Origin of the sequence: Streptomyces lienomycini (assembly GCF_027947595.1) — a bacterium.
Classification (GTDB): Bacteria; Actinomycetota; Actinomycetes; order Streptomycetales; family Streptomycetaceae; genus Streptomyces; species Streptomyces lienomycini.
In genome coordinates this window covers 4,001,856-4,020,016 of the sequence record NZ_CP116257.1, presented here as the reverse complement: position 1 = coordinate 4,020,016, position 18,161 = coordinate 4,001,856, and the positions used below count along the sequence as shown (strand labels likewise).

The window sequence follows — 18,161 nt, the reverse complement described above, 5'->3', positions numbered from 1 at the left end:
GTGCGGGTGGCGGGATTGTCCGGCGCGGTGCTGACGGCGCTGTTCGACGAGGTGCTGGCGGTAGCCGCCGTCGCCCCACACCTTGCGGACGCCGCCGGGATGGTCGGCGGCGGAGTCCTGCATGCTTGCCGCGGTGACCAGCACGGCAAGCGAAGGTCCGAGGGTGTCCCATCCTTCTCCCGTAGCAGCTGCCGGAGCAGGCCGATGAGCTGGGCGAACACACCCTCGTCCGCCCGCTTGGCGAAGTAGCCGTAGACGGTGTTCCAATGCGGGAAGTCGTGCGGAAGGTAGCGCTACTGGGCCCCGGGGCGGTCCACATACAAGATCGCGTCCATGATGTCGCGCAGGTCGTCTTCCGGCGGCCGGCCGAAGTCCGGGGCCCTGCCGCGGCGCTCGAGCCGCCAGGCAGAGAGCACCGGCTCGATCAACTTCCAGCGGGCATCGGACAGATCACTCGGACACGGGCGTCGCGTCGGCATGCTTGCGGCGTACCGCCGCGGACCGAGTGCGCCCAGGCGCACAGCGACCCAACGGAAGCACGCTTCCGTGAAGGCCGGGCGTTCTGGGATGAGGCAGGCACAAGTCACTTCCCGCCTCACCTGCCACCCCACCCGACCAGCAAAAATCAATCCGCATCTCCGGCAGCACGAGCACCACAACCCGACGGCCTAAAGAATCGCCCGCCTAATACACGATAATCCAGATCAAAATGCTCCTTTAGTCGCCGGGGGCGGTGTGTATGGGAAGCAGGATGCGGAAGGTGGCGCCTTGACCGGGGGAAGTGTGGACTTCTATCCGGCCGTGGTGGGCGGTGACCAGGGAGTGGGCGATGGACAGGCCCAGGCCGGTGCCGCCGGTCTGGGTCCGGCCTCGGGCTGTGTCGGCGCGGTAGAAGCGATCGAAGATGCGGGCGGCCTGCTCGGCTGTCATTCCGGTGCCCTGGTCGCTCAGTTCGAGGATTGCCAGTGCGTTGTGTGTGCCCACGCCGATCCGGACCGAGCTGCCGGCAGGGGTGTGTGTGATGGCGTTCCCGATCAGGTTGGACATGACCTGGCGTAGCCTCGCCTCGTCTCCCAGGACGGGGGCAGCGCCCGGAGGACCGCCGCCGGGGCCGGTCAGGGTGGCTGCTCGGTCGGGGGCGAGGGCCCTCAGGTCGTGCAGAGCATCGGCCGCCAGGGTGCGCAGGTCCATTGGGGTCAGCTTCAGTGGCAGCTGGGTGCGTGCGGTGGGGTCCTCATCCAGGCGTGCCAGCAGCAGTAGGTCCTCGACGATGCGCACCAGGCGGGCTGATTCGCGCTCGATGCGGTTCATCGCGGTGTCGACGTCCGTACGCTCGGGCATGCCTCCCATGCTGTACAGCTCGGTGAATCCTTTGATCCCGAACAGGGGTGTACGCAGTTCGTGGCTGGCGTCCGCGATGAAGGTGCGCATCCGGTCGTTGGTGGCCGCCCGTGCCGCGTCGCCGGTTTCGATCCGGTCCAGCATGCCATTGAGGGCTGCGGCGAGGCGCCCCAGTTCTGTACGGGTGGAGGCCAGGTCGGGGACCCGCCTGGAGAGGTCTCCGCCGGCGATGGCGGCCGCGGTCGTCTCGATGCGCCGCAGGGGACGCAGCCCGGCGCGTACGGCGAACCAGCCGATGACACCCAGCAGGATCAGGACCAGGGAATCGATCACCAGCATCCGCAGTCCCAGGTCCCGGATCGTGCCGCTCACTGCTTCCAGCGAGCCGGCCACAACGATGCTTCGCGTTGAAGACGTGTCCCTGTCCTGTCGCGGCAAGGAGCGCACCGGTTGGGCGATCACTCGCCAGTCGCTGCTGCCGCCCGACGCCTGAAAGGGGGCACCGCCGCGGGTCGCGACCGCTGTCGTGTCCAAACGTGGCAGTTTGGGTGCATCGCCCACCGCAGAGCGCAGGGTCTGCGACAGACTACCGTCGGCGTTCAGACGGGCCACGTAGACGTCGCCGGTCATCTGACGCTCCACTGCATCGCGCACCCGCGGTGCAGTGGCTTCGGGATCCTTGCTGAGATCGGAGAGCTGCGCTGCCGCTGCGGCGGCCGTGCGCAGCCGCTCGTCCAGCTGGTCCACCAGCTGCCGCTGGAGGAGCGTGATCAGCAGGGCGTTGCTGGCGAGGAGGGCGGCCACGACCAACAGCAGGCAGATGATCACCAGACGGGCCCGGAGCGACAGACGTGCGGCGCCGCGGAGCATTGACGTGATGGTCATGACCTGGGCCTGCGCAGGACGTAGCCCGTGCCGCGCACGGTGTGGATCAGCTTGGTCTCTCCGGTGTCGATCTTCCGGCGAAGGTAGCTGACGTAGGAAGCCACGATGGAGTCATCGCCGCCGAAATCGTAATGCCAGACCTGATCCAGCAGCTGTTCCCGGGACAGGACCTGCCCGGCGTTCTCCATCAGCACGCGCAGCAGACTGAACTCGGTCGGAGACAGGGGAACCGGCACGCCGCCCCGGGTGACCTGATGGCTGTCGGCGTCCAGTTCCAGATCGCCCACTGTGACGCGGTTGTCGGGTTGATGGCCGCTGGTGCGGCGTAGCACGGCTTGGATGCGCAGGACCAGCTCCTCCAGGTTGAACGGCTTGGTGACGTAGTCGTCCCCGCCGGCCCGTAGCCCGCTGATCCGGTCCTCGGCCGCGTCCCGTGCGGTGAGGAAGAGGATCGGCGGATGTCCTGCAGGCACGTCCGGGCGTGCGCGCAGGCGGCGGGCAACCTCGAAGCCGTCGATGTCGGGCAGCATCACGTCCAGCACGATCAGGTCCGCATGCTGCTTGCGCACCGCTTCCAGCGCCTGTGCGCCGCTCTCGACCGAGGCCACGTGGAAGCCGGCCAGCTGCAGACTCGCTGACAGCAACTCGCGCAAGGTGGGCTCGTCCTCAACGAGGAGCAGGCGTTGTTTCGTCGTCATGGCATCTGTCCCCGACCGGTGATCTACTGCACTCCCAGTGTCCCTGCCGCCTCAGGCATCGCGCTTGCGGAACACGACGAACGCCACGGTAAGCAGTGCGGCCACGCACCCGGCCATGATGCCGAGCCCGGCCCAGGGGCCCAGTACTTCCGGATCCCGGACAGCGGTGATGATCTGTCCACCAGCGATGGGCGGCCAGAACTTCGAGACCCAGTCTCCGAGCGCGCCGGGCAGCGCGGGCGCGAACGCCTGGACGATGAGCATCACGCCGAACAGTGTCGTCACCGTAGCGGTCGTAGAGCGGATCACCGCGCCCAGAGCCAATCCGAAGAGGGCGGCCAATGCCAGATATACGCCACCGCCGAAGATGCCGCGCAGTGCCACACCATCCGCCAGCGCCAGGTGTGGAGCGCCCGCCCCGGACAGCGAAGCCTGTCCGATGAGGAACCCGGCGAGCGACACCACGATCCCGACCGGCAGTGCCACCCCCAGTAACACCAGTGCCTTCGATCCCAGGACCCGCGCCCTTTGCGGCACGGAGGTGAGGGTGGGCACGATCGTGCGCGCCCCGTATTCGGAGGTCATCACCAGGCCGCCCAGCAGGCCGAACGCGATCTGCGCCACCAGGTAGCCCATGAGACTGGTCGCCAGCGGATCGAAAGCGGCCTGCTCGTCGGGCGGCAGGTCCGGGTACTCGCCACCTGCCGACGAACCGTTCAGGGCGGCAAGGCCCACGGCGAAGGCCAGCGCGCCCAGGATCACGAACAGGGTCGACCGCATCGTCCGGATCTTGACCCACTCGGCGTGCAGGCTGTGCCAGAAGGTCGCCCGGCCCGGCCCCGCACTGTTCGACGCGGACCGCCTGCTGCCGACGCGAGAGAGGAGCTTCACCAGAACCGGCGCTGACCCGGGGCGCGTGCGGGGGCGGCTCATCAGTTCGTCTCCTTGTCTGCCTGGTACTCCACCGCATCGCGGGTCAGGTCCATAAACGCCTTCTCCAAGGACACCTGACGCGGGAACAGCTCGTGCAGCTCCACTGCGCCCGCCGCGGCCAGGGCTCCTATGGTGGCGGCTTCCAGGCCGGTGACCACGAGCGTGTCGTTGTCCTCGGCCCGTATGTCGGCGGCGCCGGTCAGCATCGGCCGGAGCGTCTCGGCCTGCGGGGTGCGCACCAGGACCTCGCGCTCGGAGTGCGCTTCGATGAACTCCTTCATCGTGGTGTCCGCGATCAGCTTCCCGCGCCCGACGACGATGAGATGGTCCGCAGTCAGTTCCATCTCACTCATCAGATGGCTGGACATCAGCACGACGCGTCCCTCGGCCGCCATTCTGCGCATGAGCGAGCGGATCCACACAATGCCCTCAGGGTCGAGACCATTGAGGGGCTCGTCAAAGACCAGGACCGGCGGATCGCCCAGCAGCGCGGCGGCAATCCCCAAGCGCTGGCGCATCCCGAGGGAGAAGGTCCCGGCCCTGCGCCGCGCAACCTTCTCCAGTCCCACTTCGGCCAGTGTCTGGTCCACGCGGCTGCGCGGGATGCCGTTGCCGGCCGCAAGGGCCAGCAGATGATGGAAGGCAGTGCGGCTGGGCAGCACCGAGCCGGGATCCAACAGTGCCCCGACCGCCTTGAGCGGAGCGGGCTGGGCGCTGTATGGCCGACCCTGCACGGTCGCGGTGCCCGAGCTGGCAGCGTCCAGACCCAGAATCATCCGGAGGGTCGTCGACTTGCCCGCGCCATTGGGCCCCAGGAAGCCGGTCACCTCTCCCGCACGGACGCCGAAGGACAGATCGTCCACGGCGAGGACCTCTCCGTAGCGCTTGGTCAGTCCACATACTTCGATCATCAAATCTCCACAGGCCAACGGTGGCAGAGATGCCCGCGATGACCACGAGCACCGCGCCAGCGTCGTCTGCGGACATGCGAGCGCATGGGCGAACATGAACGCTGCATGACACTCCTGATCCGGTGACCTGCACCGATCGGATCGTGGGGTGCCTTCGAAGCATTACCTCACATAAAACTCACACGAAGGGGCCGCTGCCGCCGAGGCAAGAAGGCCGCAGAAGTCCTACGCGCGCGTCGACGCGGTCATTCGTCTACCACCTCTGTCGCCGGTCAGGCGGGGCGCCCGCCTCTCCCGGCTCCGGCGCCCGCCCCTGTCCAAGACACCGGTTCAGCGCAGCGCGGCCACGAGTGAGTCGCTCGCCGAGCACCAGATCTGGCGTGCCTCGCTGAAGCCCTGCTCGCGCAGCGTGTTGAGGTGCCACTGGACGGCGGTGGGACGGTCGGGCCGTGCGCCGACGGGCAGGGGTTGGCGTGGGTCGCCGAGCAGGGCGAAGCGGCGGGCCGCCGGTTCCGCGAGGGTGGGGTCGTCGGCGACCCGGCCCCACCAGGCGGCCCAGTCGAGGGCGCCCTCGTCGCGCTGCCGTTGTTGGCGTGCGGTGAGCAGGGCGTTCATCGCTGCGTTGAGGCGGGGCGCGGACTCGTCGTGCATGTGGTCGGCGTTGAGGAACACGCCGCCCTCGCGCAGTAGTCCGGCGAGGGTGCTGAAGAGGCGGCGCAGTGGCTCGGTGTCGAGCCAGTGCAGGGCGGTGGCGGTCACGACGGCGTCAAAGGTGGTGTGGGGGAGGCGTGCGGTCCAGTTGGGGTCGGTGAGGTCGGCTTCGGTGAAGGTGACGCGGTCGTCGTCGGCGAAGTGGCCGCGGGCGATGGTCAGCAGGGCCGGGTCGATGTCGACGCAGACGGTGCGGGCGTCGGGGAGCGCGCGCAGGACGCGGGCGGTGATGCTGCCGGTGCCGCAGGCGAGGTCGAGGACGAGCGGGGTGGGACCCGCCACGGCCTCGACGGCGTCGGTCATCACGCGGAAGCGTTCCTCCCGGTCCGGCATGTACCACTCCTGCTGGAGGTCCCAGCTCGTCTGCCACTGCTGCCACTGCTGCCAGTCGGTGGAAGGGGAAGTGGAGGCGGGGATGGGGGTGGTCGACATGGGCGGGGTGTTCCCTTCACTGGTGGGTGGCGGTGGCGAGGTTTCGGGACCGCAGCAGCAGGCGGGTGGTGTGGGCGGCGGGGGAGGTCAGGACCGTGGCGGTGTCACCGCTCTCCACCACCCTGCCGGTGTCCAGGACGACCAGATCGTCGGCGAGTCGCTCGACGTGGGTGAGGTCGTGGCCGATCCACAGCACGGCTGTTCCGCTCTCCTCGCGCAGCCGCGTGATCTCGGCGGTGACCAGGCCGGTGTTGACGGCGTCGAGGGCTGTGGTGATCTCGTCGCAGATCAGGACGTCGGGTTCGGCCAGCAACGCCCGTGCCAGGGCCGCACGTTGCAGTTCGCCGCCGGACAGGGAGGCGGCGTGCCGGGTCGTGTGCTCAGTAGTGAGGCCGAGCCGTTCCCACAGCTGCCGGGCCTGCCGTTCGGCCTCGACCGGGGTGAGGCCGCGCAGGCGTACGGCGGTGCGGGCGACTTGGTCGAGGATGGTGCGGCGGTCGTCGAAGGAGTTGCGCACCTCCTGCCAGACGTACTGCACGCCGCTGATCTGTCGCGTGGTGCGGCGCCGTAGGACGGGCAGCGGCTCGCCCTGGTGGGTGAGGTGCCCGCGGTGGCGTTCGTGCAGTCCGGCGAGGCAGCGGGCGAGGACGGTCTTGCCGCTGCCTGAAGGACCGACGACCGCCGTGCAGCCGCCCTCGCGTACGCGCACGGTCACGTCGTGCAGGACCTCGCCCCGGTGGCCCGGGTGCAGCCACGCGGTCAGGTTCCGGGCCTCCAGTACGGCCCCGGCCGGTTTCGTGGGTGTGGCCCGTGGCGGGGGAGGGGGTGGTGCCGCCGGGGCGGGGAGAACGTCCTGTGTGGGGCCGGTGGCGGTGACCCGGCCGTGCTTCAGCAGGATCGTACGGTCGGTCACCGCGCGCACCAGGTCGTGGTCGTGGCTGAGCAGGAGCAGGGCGTATCCGTCGGCGGTCAGCCGGGTCAGCTGTTCGGCCAGCCGTAGCCGGGCCACTGTGTCCAGACCGGTGCTGGGCTCGTCGAGGACCAGGACGCGGGGGCCGCAGGCCAGGACCTGGGCGAGGGCGACGCGCTGTCGCTGGCCGCCGGAGAACTGGTGCGGGAAGCGGCGCCGAGTCGCCTTGTCGTCGGGCAGGCCGGCGGTGAGCAGGGCGGCGGCCGCGTGGTCCGTGGCGGTGGACTGGTCACGACTACCGTGGGCCGGCCGGTGCAGCCGGGCGAGTTCGGTGAGGACCGAGCCGATGCGCCGGGCGGGGTTGAGAGCGTGGGACGGGTGCTGCGGCATGTACGACACGACGCCGCCCCGGACGGTGTGTGCGGTCCCCGTCGGGCCCCCGTCGCCCACCACTTCCACGCCGGCGACCCGTACCGTGCCGCTCAGCCGTACGCCGGGCGCGGCCTCGCCCAGCAGAGCCAGCGCTGCGGTGGTCTTGCCGCTGCCGGACGGGCCCACCAGAGCGGCCACCTCGCCGGGCCGAACAGTGAAGTCGACCCCGTCCAGGAGCCGGGCCGTGCCCGCGTGGGCGGTGAGTCCACCGACCTCGATCACCGGCTCCACGCCAGCACCCTCTTCCGGTTCCTCGCCACGCCCGGCAGCAGCCCGTCCGCCAGCAGGTTGACGCCGACCACGAACATCACCAGCATCAGCGTCGGTGCCAGCACCGCCCACGGCTGCACGAACAGTGCCTCCCGGCTCGCGGCGATCACCACACCCCAGTCCGGCGAGGTCGGGTCGAGGCCGAGACCGAGGAAGTTGGCGGCGGCCACCGTGAACACCGCCCCGCCGACCCGGGTGCCGGCGTCGGCGGCGGCCACCGGAAGCACCACCCGCCCCACGTGCCCGAACAGGACCCGCGCCGCAGACTCACCCTGCAACCGCATAGCCTCGGCGACGGGCCCACTGGCCGCGTCCAGCGCCGCCGCCCGCAACAGCCGCGCCACGGCGGGCACGTTCAGCACCGCCACGGCCAGGGTCACCGCGACCGGATGGCCGCGCCAGCCGACCCCGACCACGCTGATCACCAGCAGCGAGGGCAGCGGCAGCAGCAGCTCCACCGGCCGCATCAGCAGATCGTCCAGCCACCGGCTACGGGCCGAAGCCGCCGCCAGGCCGAGTGCGGCGCCCACGGCGACGGCCAGCGCCACCGCGGCACACGCCACGCCCAGCGTGCTCGCCCCGCCCCGCAGTACCAGTGTCAGCACGTCCCGCCCCAACGCGTCCGTGCCGAGGGGATGCCCGTCGCCGAGGGCGTAGGGCATGCCGTCGGAGGGAATGGCGGCGTCCGTCACGAACGGGCCGACGACGGCCGCGGCGACCGGCACCACCAGCAGCAGTGCCCCGACCGCCGCCCGCCGGGTACGTCCACCGGTACTCATCGCAGCACCTCCGTACGGGGAGCCAGGCGGTGGCTGACGAGGTCCGCCGCCAGATTGAGCAGACACGCCACGGCGGCCAGGGCCAGGGTGAGGGCCTGCACGGTGGGCACGTCCCGGTTCTGCACCGCCTCGACCAAAGCGGTCGCGGTACCGGGGACGGCGAACACGGCCTCGACGACGAGTACGCCGCCCAGCAACTGGTCACCGGTCCGGGCCAGTTCCTGTACGCCGGGCACGGCAGCGTTGGGCAGTACGTGCCGCAGCACCAGCCGGGTCGGCGGCACCCCGAGGCGGCGGGCCTGCACCGTGTAACCCGCGTCCAGCGCGGTGACCGTACCGGCGCGGATCTGCCGGGACAGTACGCACACGGTGCGGGCCAGCAGGACCGCCACCGGCAGCACGAACAGCTCCGGCCGCTGCCACCACCCGTCGTCTGCGCCCACCCAGGTCGACGGCAGCCAGCCCAGCCGCAGCGCGAACACCCCCACGAGCAGCAGTGCGAGGACGAAGTCCGGTACGGAGGTGAGGGTCAGGGTCACGGCGGACACGACCCGGTCGGTGCGGCTGCCCGCCCGCAGTCCGGTCAGCAGACCGACTCCGACGGCGAGCGGCACCAGGAGCACGATCGTCACGGCAGCCAGCGCGGCCGTCACCGGCACCGAGGACGCCAGCACCTCGCTCACCGGGCCCCCACCGACCAGTGACGTCCCCAAGTCACCGGTGACCAGTCCGTGCGCCCAGTCGACGAACCGCTCGACGGCCGGCCGGTCGAGCCCCATCTGCTCCCGCAGCTGCGCGACCTGCTCGAGGCCCGCCTGCTCGTTGAAGTCGACGGTCGCCGCGTCACCGGGCAGCAGATCGGTCAGCAGGAAGACGATGACACTGAGCACGGCGAGCTGGACGAGCGTCCACCCCGACCGTCGCAGGGCATAGCGCAGCATCCGGCGTCAGGCCAGCCACACCGTGTCGAACCTGGCCCAGTCCACCGTGTTGGGCGGGGCCTCCTTCACCCCCTGGACGCTGTGGGAGACGGCGTTCAGCCACTCGGGATGCCCCCACAGCACGAGACCGCCCCGATCGCGCAGGGTCGTCTGCACCGACCGGTACCGGGCGGTGCGCTCGTCGTCGTCCACGACGGCTCGCGCGGCGGTGAAGGCGTCGTCGAAGTCCGCGTGTTTCCAGGCGCTCTGGTTCTGCGGGGCGTCGGTGAGCAGCCGTTCGCTGATGTAGGTGGGGATCGTCATGGCGCCGCACCGGTGGTTGGTGACGGTGCCCTTGTCCAGGGCGTCCGTGAAGTACGACTCGGGCGGCCCGTTGACGACCTCCACCTTCAGCCCGGCCTCCCCGGCCTGCTCCGTGAACAGGTGCGCGGCCTGCGTGAATCCGTCGGCGGCGGTGGAGGTGTAGAAGGTGACCTTCTTGTTGTACAGACCGGTGCGCCTGAGGAGACGGCGGGCCTGAGCCACGTCCCGCTCGCGCTGTTCCAGGCCGTCGGGGTAGTAGGTGTAACCCTTGCCGTACAGGTCGTTGCCGGTCTCGGCGCGACCCGAGCAGACCACCTCCACCAGCCGCTTCCGGTCCACGAGCAGCTTGACCGCCATCGTCGCGTCCGGGTCGTCGAACGGCGCCCGGTCCGTCTTCAGCGCAAACCCCTGCACCCCGCTGCGCTTGGTGGCCACCACCCGTACCCGGCTGTCATGGGCGACGGTACGGGCGAAGGTGGGTGTCATCTCGTGCGCGAAGTGCACCTCGCCGCTGCGGACGGCAGCGGCGCGGGCCTCGCTCTCCGCCGAGAGGATGCGTATCTCGTCCAGGTGCGGGGCGCCGTTCCAGTGGTCGTCGAAGCGGCGGCCGGTGAAGGTGCGCCCGGCGGTGAAGGAGACGAACCGGAACGGGCCGGTGCCGACGGGCTTGGCCGGATCGTCCCAACCGTCGCGGACGATGGGCGTGCCGGTCATCGCGAGCTGGCTGGGCAGTTCGGCGTTGGGCCGGTCGAGGGCGATCTCCACGCCTCGCTTGCCGACCTTGCGGCAGTTGGCCAGGTCGATGTGGGACAGGGAGTTCTTCGCCAGGTGGTCTGCGGCATTCGGGTCGAGGATGCGGGACAGGCTGTACAGCACGTCGTCCGCGCTGAGCGCGTGCCCGTCGTGGAACCGGGCCTCGCGCAGTTCGAACCGCCACACCCTGGCCTCGTCGTCGCTGGACCAGGAGCGCGCCAGCCGCGGGACCGGCCGCAGGGTCGAGTCCAGCTCCACCAGTTTGTCGAAGACGGCTTTGTGCCGGGCGATGTCCACGAACTGGCGCTGGGCGTGCGGGTCCATGGTCTCCTTCACGCCCGCACCGGGAAACGCCGCGCTCAGCGTCCCGCCCCTTTTGGGCGAGGAGGAGCCTGAGCCGGCGGACGAGCAGCCCGGAAGAAGCAACCCGGCGCCGGTGGCGACCGCCGCGGCGAGCACACTCCGGCGAGTGGGGGTGACCGGCATGTGGACGTACCTTCCTGCCTGTTGTACTCCAGAACCACGGCACACGCATCAAATCCGCAATTGCAACTACTATGCAATAGGGCTCGTTGTGGAACTGATCACTCGGCTCCGCATTGCCGTCGTGCGTCATGCGTGGCGGTCTGCCCGCGGTCGCGGCGACGAGTTGGGGCTCGCCGACCAACTGGGCCTGCACATGACCGACCTCTTCCGCCGTCCCACAGCCCTGTCGGGAGGCCAACTGAGCATGCCCCGCTGATCCGTGCGGTGGCGGCCCGCCCGCTCAACCTCGTCTGCGACGCGGCGAGCTCCGCGCTCGACCCGGCCGCCGTTCGTGCGACGTTCGGGACGCTCGCCTTCTCCTGGCGGAGCATCTCCCGTCGGCTCGGGGGCCACTTCCGGTGCGCTTCGGATACGCGGCTCTTCGGGGAGGAACGTGACCTGCGGGGCGCCCGTGCGCGGATGGGTGGCGACTTCCGCCGCGACTCCGTAGACGTCGGCCAGGAGCCGGGGGGGGGGAGGAGGATCTCGGCGGGCGGTCCGGAGGCGGTGACTTCGCCGGCGTGCAGGACGTAGAGGCGGTCGCAGTAGTAGGCGGCCAGGTTGAGGTCGTGCAGGGCCAGCAGGACGGTGGTGGGCAAGCGGCGCAGGGTGCCAAGCACGGACAGCTGGGGGCGGATGTCGAGGTGGTTGGTGGGCTCGTCCAGGACGAGGAGGGTTGGCTGCTGGGTGAGGGCGCGGGCGATGAGGACGCGTTGGCGCTCGCCGCCGGAGAGCCGGTCGAAGGGGCGGTCGGCCAGGTGGACGGCGTCGACCGCGACGAGGGCGGAGTCGATGAGTTCGGCGTCTTCGGGGGTGTCACCGGCGAGGAGGCGTATGTGCGGAGTGCGGCCCATGGCGACGACCTCGCGGACGGCCAGGTCGAAGTCGGCGGCCGAGTCCTGGACCACTGCCGCCACGGTGCGGGCCAGAACCACTTGGTCATCTCCAGCGGTGCCACCTCCTGGGTACCGCGCGCCATGGCGAAGTAGCCGTCCAGAGCGTCGCGGGCGACGGCGGCGCGGTGGCGCTGAGGGATCGCCCCGACCATGACCGTGGCGTCCAGGACGTGGTCGTGGTACGAGAAGTCGCCGGTCGGCACCTCGTCGATGCCTGCGTCGGACAACTGCAGCCAGTTCGTACGGCGCAGCTCGGCGGCCGTGGCGCGGAGGGCTCCGGCGGTTCGTGCCGCGTCTTCTTCGAGGCCGAGGGCGTTGGCGGCCTGTTCGAGCGTCGTGTCCTGGCGGGCTTCGTGGGCGGGTCAGTACGCGGCTCGTGCGGCGGTCACTTCGAGTTGGCGTGCTGCCCGCAGGGCTGCCAGCGGTGAGGTCTTTGCCGGCGTTTCGATCTCTGTCACCAGTTGGGCCAGCAGGTTGGTGAAGGTCTCCGGCAGCGGGATGGCAGCCTGGTCCACTTCGGCGGTGTGCGTGTCCCAGTCCTGCGCGCAGATGTCCGCTGTTCCTCCGGCCGCCTCGGCCAGCGCCTGATCACCGACCTGGTCCCAGTCCAGGTCGTGTGCCGGGCCGGTCCAGCCGCAAGAGCACACCCCGCGCAGGGCGGCCGCTCGCGGCACGCGCGGGTAGCGGCCGTCGTAGGCGCTCCACTGCGACACCGCATGCCCGCCGCCTCCGGAACTCATGTCGAAGAACACGGGCGCCGGCACGGAGCCGTCGGCGAGCAGCACACCGACCGCGCCCTCATGGGAGGTCCCGAACTCCTCCGTCGTCCACGTCTCCCGCTCACCCTCACCCATGCCGCCCCTCCAGCGTGTCCTTGTGCCCCGGCACGCCCCCGGAGGGGGCGCTGGCCACGACGATGCCGTAGTCACGGCGAGCCGTACGACCGGAATCACGAAAGAGGGACCGTTCACCATGGGGCGCTCGTAAAGCCGGCCCGAGGTGCCGCCTGTTCTGGTAGGTCAGGGGGAGGGCGAGCTCTACGCGGGTGGGTGCTCGGTGGCGGCCTGCCGCAGGGGGCGGAAGTAGTCCGGAGAGCCACCGAGGATGCCCAGCAGCAAGACGAGGGTGGGCCAGTCGCAGGGCTCGTCGCGTTCCAGGATGGCGGTGACCTGAGGGGCATGTAGCCGCCAGCGTGAGTGGACGCAGATCTGCTGCAGGGTCGGCTGGCCGGCCCGCACGTGGAGGGTCCGCAGGGCAGTAGCCAGTTTGCGGAGGGCCTGCGCGCGGTCGCTCACGCCGGCCAGGGAGTCGATGTCTCTTCGGTCGTCGACCGTGGAGCGCGGGGGCCGGCGACGCAGTTGTTCGGTCTCCCAGGCCCTGCGGACGATCGCGGGGTCGGCCTCGCAGGTCTTGGCTAGGCGTTCGGTGATGGCCCAGGAGGGGACACGCTGGCCGCTGAGGATGCGGCTGAGGTAGGACGGGGAGCACCGGGCGCGGCGGGCGAGGTCCTGCAGGGGGATCTCGGAGGCACGGGCCAGCATGGACAGCAGGGGGCGCGAGGGTGTTGTACGCGGGTCCAGTGGCCTCGGCTTCCGGGGGTATCGTGCCGTCGTTCGGGCTGCTCGTGCTGTAGTGCCGGGCGGGATCGTTCGACAACGCGCTCAGGGACGCGGGGAGGGCAGGGCCTGGGCAAGTTCCGCTACGTTGCCGAGCAGCCCTTCGCCCTGCTCCACCACTTCAGACGTCTCGCCGTCCGATGGGAACAGGGTCTCGAACTCCACAATGCTTTCCTCTCGTTGGCCAGCATCCTGATCTGCTGGGGGTCACTCAGGAAGACCGGGCCGTGAACCTGGCACCAGCTTCTAGGAGTGTCGGCTCACGACTGAGTTGGCGTATGAAGCGAGATCGTGAACCAAGATCTGCAGGCGTCGTCTTCTGAGCGTGTCCAGAAGGGGGAGGGTGTGCCGGTAGATCGCTGACCAGGTGATGTCGGTGCCGCCATCAGGTACTCGGGCCAGGTCCACAGACCCCCGATGAGACTCGAACGGCCCCGCGGCCTGTTCGTAGCTGAACCGCTGGTCGGGGACCAACTCAACGATGCGCTCGCGGCAGAACACACGGCCAGTGCGGGAACTGATGGTGCGCATGTCACCCACGCGTACCGGTCGGTCGACACTCGCAGGGACATCCCACTCGACGTCGGCGTAGGCGGACCATGACGGCCAGGATTCCGCATCCAGGAGCGCCACGTAGACGAGGGCAGCAGACGCCGATGAGTGTGAGAAAGCGGTAAGAGCGAGGGACGACACCTCAGCAAGGGTAGACCGCGCCTCGCCATGACCGTGTTACGACCCCAGAGGGAGGGGGAGGGGCCACGGATAGCCTTCCTCGTGCAAAAGCTTCAATGGTCCTCGTCATCAGCCTTGACGTACGTGCTGATGGCACACCCTGGCTCGCCGGGTTCCGGCCCGTCCCCGATCCGAGAGACCCGCCCCCGCCGGTATGTGGTGTACCGGCGGGGGCATGCCTCATGTCGGACTGCAGGGATGCGGCTGGCTCGCCGCAGTGTGAGGGACCCTCAGCGTATTCGGCGAGGCAATGGGCCTGTTAGCTGAGTGTCTCGAAGTCGAGCCAGCCGTTGGTGCCGACGGGGATGGGTGTTCCGTGGCCTGTGGTGGTTACTGCTGGGTAGAAGTTGAGGCCCTTGGCGGTGTCCGGGCTGGTGGCCCACAGGTCTGGCTTGTTGTCGTTGTCGGCGTCGCCGCCTGAGGTGATGAGGGGCCGGTTCGCAGGTGTCCAGCCCTCGCCGATCTTGATGCGGGTCTCGCCTACTCCCAGTCCTTCTCCGGCGGGTCCGGTGCCGGGGTAGAGGAAGAGGTCGCCGGTGCTGCGTTGGCGGGCGAGGAAGTCGACGTGGCCGTTCTTGTCGAAGTCTCCGGGGGCGATGAGGTCGTAGTCGGGCCAGTTGCCGTCGCCGATGAGGACGGGTTCGGTGGTTTCGTCGAGGTGGTAGTTGCTGGCGCCGTAGTAGAGCCAGAGCAGTCTGCCTTCCTTGACGACGAGGTCGGGGAAGCTGGGGACGTCCGTGGTGCCGTCGTTGTCGACGTCGAGCGGGCCGTCGACGTCGCCGATGGCGATGACTTGGTCGGCGTTGCTCCAGTGGCTGTTGGCGGGGTCGTAGACGGTCAGTTCCTGGCGGCCTGTGGAGCAGGTCCCGCTGCCGGTTGCGACTTCTTCGCCTGTGGTGCTGCAGGCGAAGCCGTAGCCGTTGTTGGGGTAGAGCTGGAGTGTTTTGCTGCCTGCGGGTCCGCTGAGGGAGATGAGGTCTTCGTATCCGTCATCGGTCCAGTCGCCGCGGTGAGTGATGGATGCGCCGTTGAATCGGGTGGAGCTGCCTTCGGAGTAGATGCTCACGGTTCCGTTGCCGGTGCCGGAGTACTGCCGGAGTATTCCGTCGGTGCGTACTCCGTACATGTCGCTGTTGCCGTCGCCGTTGAGGTCGCCGGGCTTGTCGGTGATGTTGAGGCTGTTGACGTAGAAGAGGTAGACAGCGCGGTCGGAGGTGTTGTTCCCCCGGTCGACACTGCGGGCGTACAGGCGGTGTGACCCGGCCGATGAGGGCGTGACTTTGACGCTCGTGGATCCGCCGAGGGCTGAGGGGGCGGCGGTCCGTACGGTGGGGTCCCAGTCGGTCCAGTACTCGTACTTGGCGACGTCCGCGATGCCGCCGTTGCCGATGGAGAAGGTCCCTTCAGTACGGACGGAGCTGGTGTTGTCCGGCCAGCCGTCGGAGCCGTCGGGAAACTGGGTGGATGACAGGGTCGGTGGCTGGCTGGGCCGGGTGCCGTCGAACTGGAAGTGGCATTGGGTGCTGGGGGCGCTGGAGCTGGTGCCGTCTTCGGTTCTGGCATACCACGAGAAGGTGCCCGCATCGGTGACGCCGGCATCCTTGAGCAGCGTGGCCAGCTTGGTTTTGGCGACGACCAGTCTGCCGACCGTCCCGGAAGTGGTGGACACTCTGGTGCGGACCTCGTTGCTCGCTCCGCCGTGGCCGGTGGGCCACAGTACGAAGAGCGCTTTGACACTTCCGCCGTCGGCGTCGCGGAACGTGCCGCCCAGGGTGATGTCGGTGTTCCCGATCACCGTGTACGGGGTGGTCGCTCCGCACTTCGCGCCGGTGTCCGGGGAGGTGTAGAGACCTGTGGGAACGTCGGGAACGGTGTTGTAGGTGGTGGACAGAACGGCTGACTTGGCGTCGAACTTCTTCCAGCCGTACACGTCCGACTCGTTGGTGGCCGCCAGTTCGAACTGCAGCGTGTTCCACTTGCCGGCTACAGCGTCCTTCGCCCCGGCTGTCACGTTGAAGGCAAGGTTGCCGGCCGGGCAGCCGGAACCCCACCCCTTGGCGTCGGTGACGGTGTCCAGCTTCGCGCGCCGGGTGGGGGTCTGTACGGTAACCGGTGTAACTCCCGAGCAAGAAGCGGAAGTTGATGACTGACGTGATGCGTGAGACCGGTACCGAGAGTGGCGTCGGCGAGCTGGCGGCCGCCGTGGATGACGAGCTGATCGGTCAGCTGGTGACCCGAGCTCAGGCCGACGGGTTGAAGCTGACCGGTGAGGGCGGCCTGCTGCAGCAGCTGACCAAGCGGGTGCTGGAGTCGGCGCTGGAAGGTGAGCTGACTGATCACCTGGGTCATGAGCACGGTGAGCGGGCCGAGGGCGGGCGGGAGAACTACCGCAACGGCCACCGGTCCAAGACTGTGGCCACCGAGGTCGGCCCGGTCGGGATCTCCGTCCCGCGGGACCGGGCGGGGTCCTTCGAGCCGATGCTGGTCAAGAAGCGACAGCGGCGTCTGGGTGGGATCGACGAGATGGTGCTGTCACTGTCGGCAAAGGGTCTCACGCACGGTGAGATCTCCGCGCACCTGGCCCAGGTGTACGGGACCGAGGTGTCGAAGTCGACCATCTCCACGATCACCGACAGTGTGGTCGCGGGCATGGTGGAATGGCAGAACCGGCCGCTGGACGCGGTGTATCCGGTCGTCTTCATCGACTGTGTGCACGTCAAGGTCAGGGATGGGCAGGTTGCCAATCGCCCGGTCTACATGGCATTGGCCGTGACCGCCGAGGGGACCCGGGACATCCTGGGGCTATGGGTTGGCGATGGCGGCGAGGGAGCCAAATACTGGCTCCAGGTCCTCACCGAGATCAAGAACCGGGGCGTGCGCGACGTCCTGATGCTTGTCTGCGATGGGCTGACCGGACTCCCCGACGCGGTGAACACCGTCTGGCCTGCGACGATCGTGCAGACCTGCGTGGTTCACCTGCTTCGTAACAGCTTCAAATACGCGGGCCGGCAGGACTGGGAGAAGATCGCTAAGGCTCTCCGGCCGGTCTACACCGCGCCCACGGAGGATGCCGCCACGGAAAGGTTCCTGGAGTTCTCGGAGGAATGGGGTGCGAAGTACCCGGCCATCGTCCGGCTGTGGGAGCGGGCCTGGGCGGAGTTCGTGCCCTTCCTTCAGTTCGACGTCGAGATCCGCCGGATCGTGTGCACGACCAACGCGATCGAGTCCGTGAACGCCCGAATCCGCAAGGCCGTCCGTGCTCGCGGACACTTCCCCACGGAACAGGCCGCCCTGAAGTGCGTCTACCTCGCAGTAATGAGCCTGGACCCGACCGGGACCGGAGCGAAGCGTTGGACCAGGCGATGGAAGCCGGCTCTCCAGGCTTTCGACATCACCTTCGACGGCCGTCTCACCGCGGCCCAACTGTAACTACCACCCCACGAGTTACACCACTCGCTGTACAGACCCAAGCGGTATGTCGGACCCTCGCTTCAAGGCGCAAGCTGAGGCGGCTAAAAAGGCTGCAGATGTCGAAAAGAGAAAGAAGGATGGAATCCTCAGCAAAATAAAGAAGGGTGGTAGTGTCGTCGGTGGATGGGTCGCCGACAAGGGGAAGAAGATCGCCCAGAGCTTTAGTGGTGACACCACAGGAATGTGTTTGAGTGGATCAGCGGGTCTTGGATTCGGAGCGACGGCATCGGTGTGTTTTGTCAGCACAAGGAGGCCCGATGGAAAGACCGACTTCGGTCTCAGCTTGACCAAGGGATCGGAGACACCGTCCGTCGGGCTCAATGGTGGCGTCTCCTTCATGAGCAGCAACGCCACGGACTTCGAGCAGCTCAGAGGAGACGGCTGGGGCGGCACCCTCACCGCGGCATACGGTGTGGGTGCGACAGCCAGCCACGAGAGAGCGATCGGTGCTACGAACAGTCGCGGTGAGCCAGTGGGTGCCACTAGTGTTGGCCTCGTCGGAGGCTTGGGTGTCGAGGCGGGCGCAACCACCTCGCATGGTACGCGTGTTGGTCGAATTGGCGATATATCCAAGTGGATATTTGGTATGGGATGAATCAGGTCGACGTGATTGAACTTGCAG

The 18,161-nt window shown here is 68.8% G+C and carries 15 protein-coding genes and 3 pseudogenes; 2 read left to right on the top strand and 16 right to left on the bottom strand.

All coding sequences use genetic code 11. The features are described from left to right. Positions 1–42 precede the first annotated feature (42 nt). The 16 genes and pseudogenes from BJ961_RS18190 to BJ961_RS18115 form a co-directional block, all read right to left on the bottom strand. Positions 43–479, bottom strand: a pseudogene (locus BJ961_RS18190) (transposase); the annotation flags it as partial. Positions 480–717: 238 nt separating this feature from the next. Further along, positions 718–2,226, bottom strand: coding sequence for a sensor histidine kinase (locus BJ961_RS18185; protein WP_271413863.1), 1,509 nt, complete (start codon positions 2,224–2,226; stop codon positions 718–720). Continuing rightward, positions 2,223–2,924, bottom strand: coding sequence for a response regulator transcription factor (locus BJ961_RS18180; protein ID WP_271413862.1), 702 nt, complete (start codon positions 2,922–2,924; stop codon positions 2,223–2,225). Before BJ961_RS18180 ends, BJ961_RS18185 begins: the two co-directional genes overlap by 4 nt. 51 nt (positions 2,925–2,975) lie before the next feature. Next, positions 2,976–3,857 carry an ABC transporter permease gene (locus BJ961_RS18175; RefSeq protein ID WP_271413861.1) on the bottom strand — a complete coding sequence of 294 codons (882 nt, stop codon included), beginning with the start codon at positions 3,855–3,857 and terminating at the stop codon, positions 2,976–2,978. Then, the gene (locus tag BJ961_RS18170) at positions 3,857–4,768 is read right to left on the bottom strand and encodes an ATP-binding cassette domain-containing protein (RefSeq protein ID WP_271413860.1); all 912 of its coding nucleotides are present in this window, start codon (positions 4,766–4,768) and stop codon (positions 3,857–3,859) included. Before BJ961_RS18170 ends, BJ961_RS18175 begins: the two co-directional genes overlap by 1 nt. A gap of 330 nt (positions 4,769–5,098) precedes the next feature. Then, on the bottom strand, positions 5,099–5,911 hold the full coding sequence (locus tag BJ961_RS18165) for a class I SAM-dependent methyltransferase (protein ID WP_271413859.1): 813 nt from the start codon (positions 5,909–5,911) through the stop codon (positions 5,099–5,101). Positions 5,912–5,927: 16 nt separating this feature from the next. Next, a complete protein-coding gene (locus BJ961_RS18160; RefSeq protein ID WP_271413858.1) occupies positions 5,928–7,484 on the bottom strand; it encodes an ABC transporter ATP-binding protein in 1,557 nt (518 codons plus the stop codon). Next, positions 7,472–8,302 carry an ABC transporter permease subunit gene (locus tag BJ961_RS18155; protein ID WP_271413857.1) on the bottom strand — a complete coding sequence of 277 codons (831 nt, stop codon included), beginning with the start codon at positions 8,300–8,302 and terminating at the stop codon, positions 7,472–7,474. The genes BJ961_RS18160 and BJ961_RS18155 overlap by 13 nt, the downstream gene beginning before the upstream one ends. Further along, positions 8,299–9,243 carry an ABC transporter permease gene (locus BJ961_RS18150; RefSeq protein WP_271413856.1) on the bottom strand — a complete coding sequence of 315 codons (945 nt, stop codon included), beginning with the start codon at positions 9,241–9,243 and terminating at the stop codon, positions 8,299–8,301. Before BJ961_RS18150 ends, BJ961_RS18155 begins: the two co-directional genes overlap by 4 nt. Before the next feature lie 6 nt (positions 9,244–9,249). Continuing rightward, a complete protein-coding gene (locus tag BJ961_RS18145) occupies positions 9,250–10,623 on the bottom strand; it encodes an ABC transporter substrate-binding protein (protein ID WP_271413855.1) in 1,374 nt (457 codons plus the stop codon). Between the two features lie 579 nt (positions 10,624–11,202). Next, positions 11,203–11,753: pseudogene (locus tag BJ961_RS18140) on the bottom strand (ABC transporter ATP-binding protein); the annotation flags it as partial. Beyond that, positions 11,753–12,004: pseudogene (locus tag BJ961_RS18135) on the bottom strand (5-methyltetrahydropteroyltriglutamate--homocysteine S-methyltransferase); the annotation flags it as partial. The pseudogenes BJ961_RS18135 and BJ961_RS18140, both read right to left, overlap by 1 nt. Before the next feature lie 78 nt (positions 12,005–12,082). Continuing rightward, positions 12,083–12,574 carry a hypothetical protein gene (locus BJ961_RS18130; protein WP_271413854.1) on the bottom strand — a complete coding sequence of 164 codons (492 nt, stop codon included), beginning with the start codon at positions 12,572–12,574 and terminating at the stop codon, positions 12,083–12,085. 183 nt (positions 12,575–12,757) lie between these two features. Then, positions 12,758–13,261, bottom strand: a complete 504-nt coding sequence (locus BJ961_RS18125) for a helix-turn-helix domain-containing protein (RefSeq protein WP_271413853.1) — start codon at positions 13,259–13,261, stop codon at positions 12,758–12,760. Between the two features lie 321 nt (positions 13,262–13,582). Then, positions 13,583–14,029, bottom strand: a complete 447-nt coding sequence (locus BJ961_RS18120) for an SRPBCC family protein (protein ID WP_271413852.1) — start codon at positions 14,027–14,029, stop codon at positions 13,583–13,585. A 298-nt stretch (positions 14,030–14,327) separates the two neighbouring features. Further along, on the bottom strand, positions 14,328–16,079 hold the full coding sequence (locus BJ961_RS18115; protein WP_271413851.1) for an FG-GAP repeat domain-containing protein: 1,752 nt from the start codon (positions 16,077–16,079) through the stop codon (positions 14,328–14,330). Between the two features lie 131 nt (positions 16,080–16,210). Here BJ961_RS18115 and BJ961_RS18110 point away from each other — a divergent pair, with 131 nt between their 5' ends. Then, complete coding sequence (locus BJ961_RS18110; RefSeq protein ID WP_271321273.1) at positions 16,211–17,497, top strand: IS256 family transposase; 1,287 nt, start codon at positions 16,211–16,213, stop codon at positions 17,495–17,497. Between the two features lie 46 nt (positions 17,498–17,543). Beyond that, positions 17,544–18,134, top strand: a complete 591-nt coding sequence (locus tag BJ961_RS18105) for a hypothetical protein (RefSeq protein ID WP_271413850.1) — start codon at positions 17,544–17,546, stop codon at positions 18,132–18,134. Positions 18,135–18,161 lie beyond the last annotated feature (27 nt).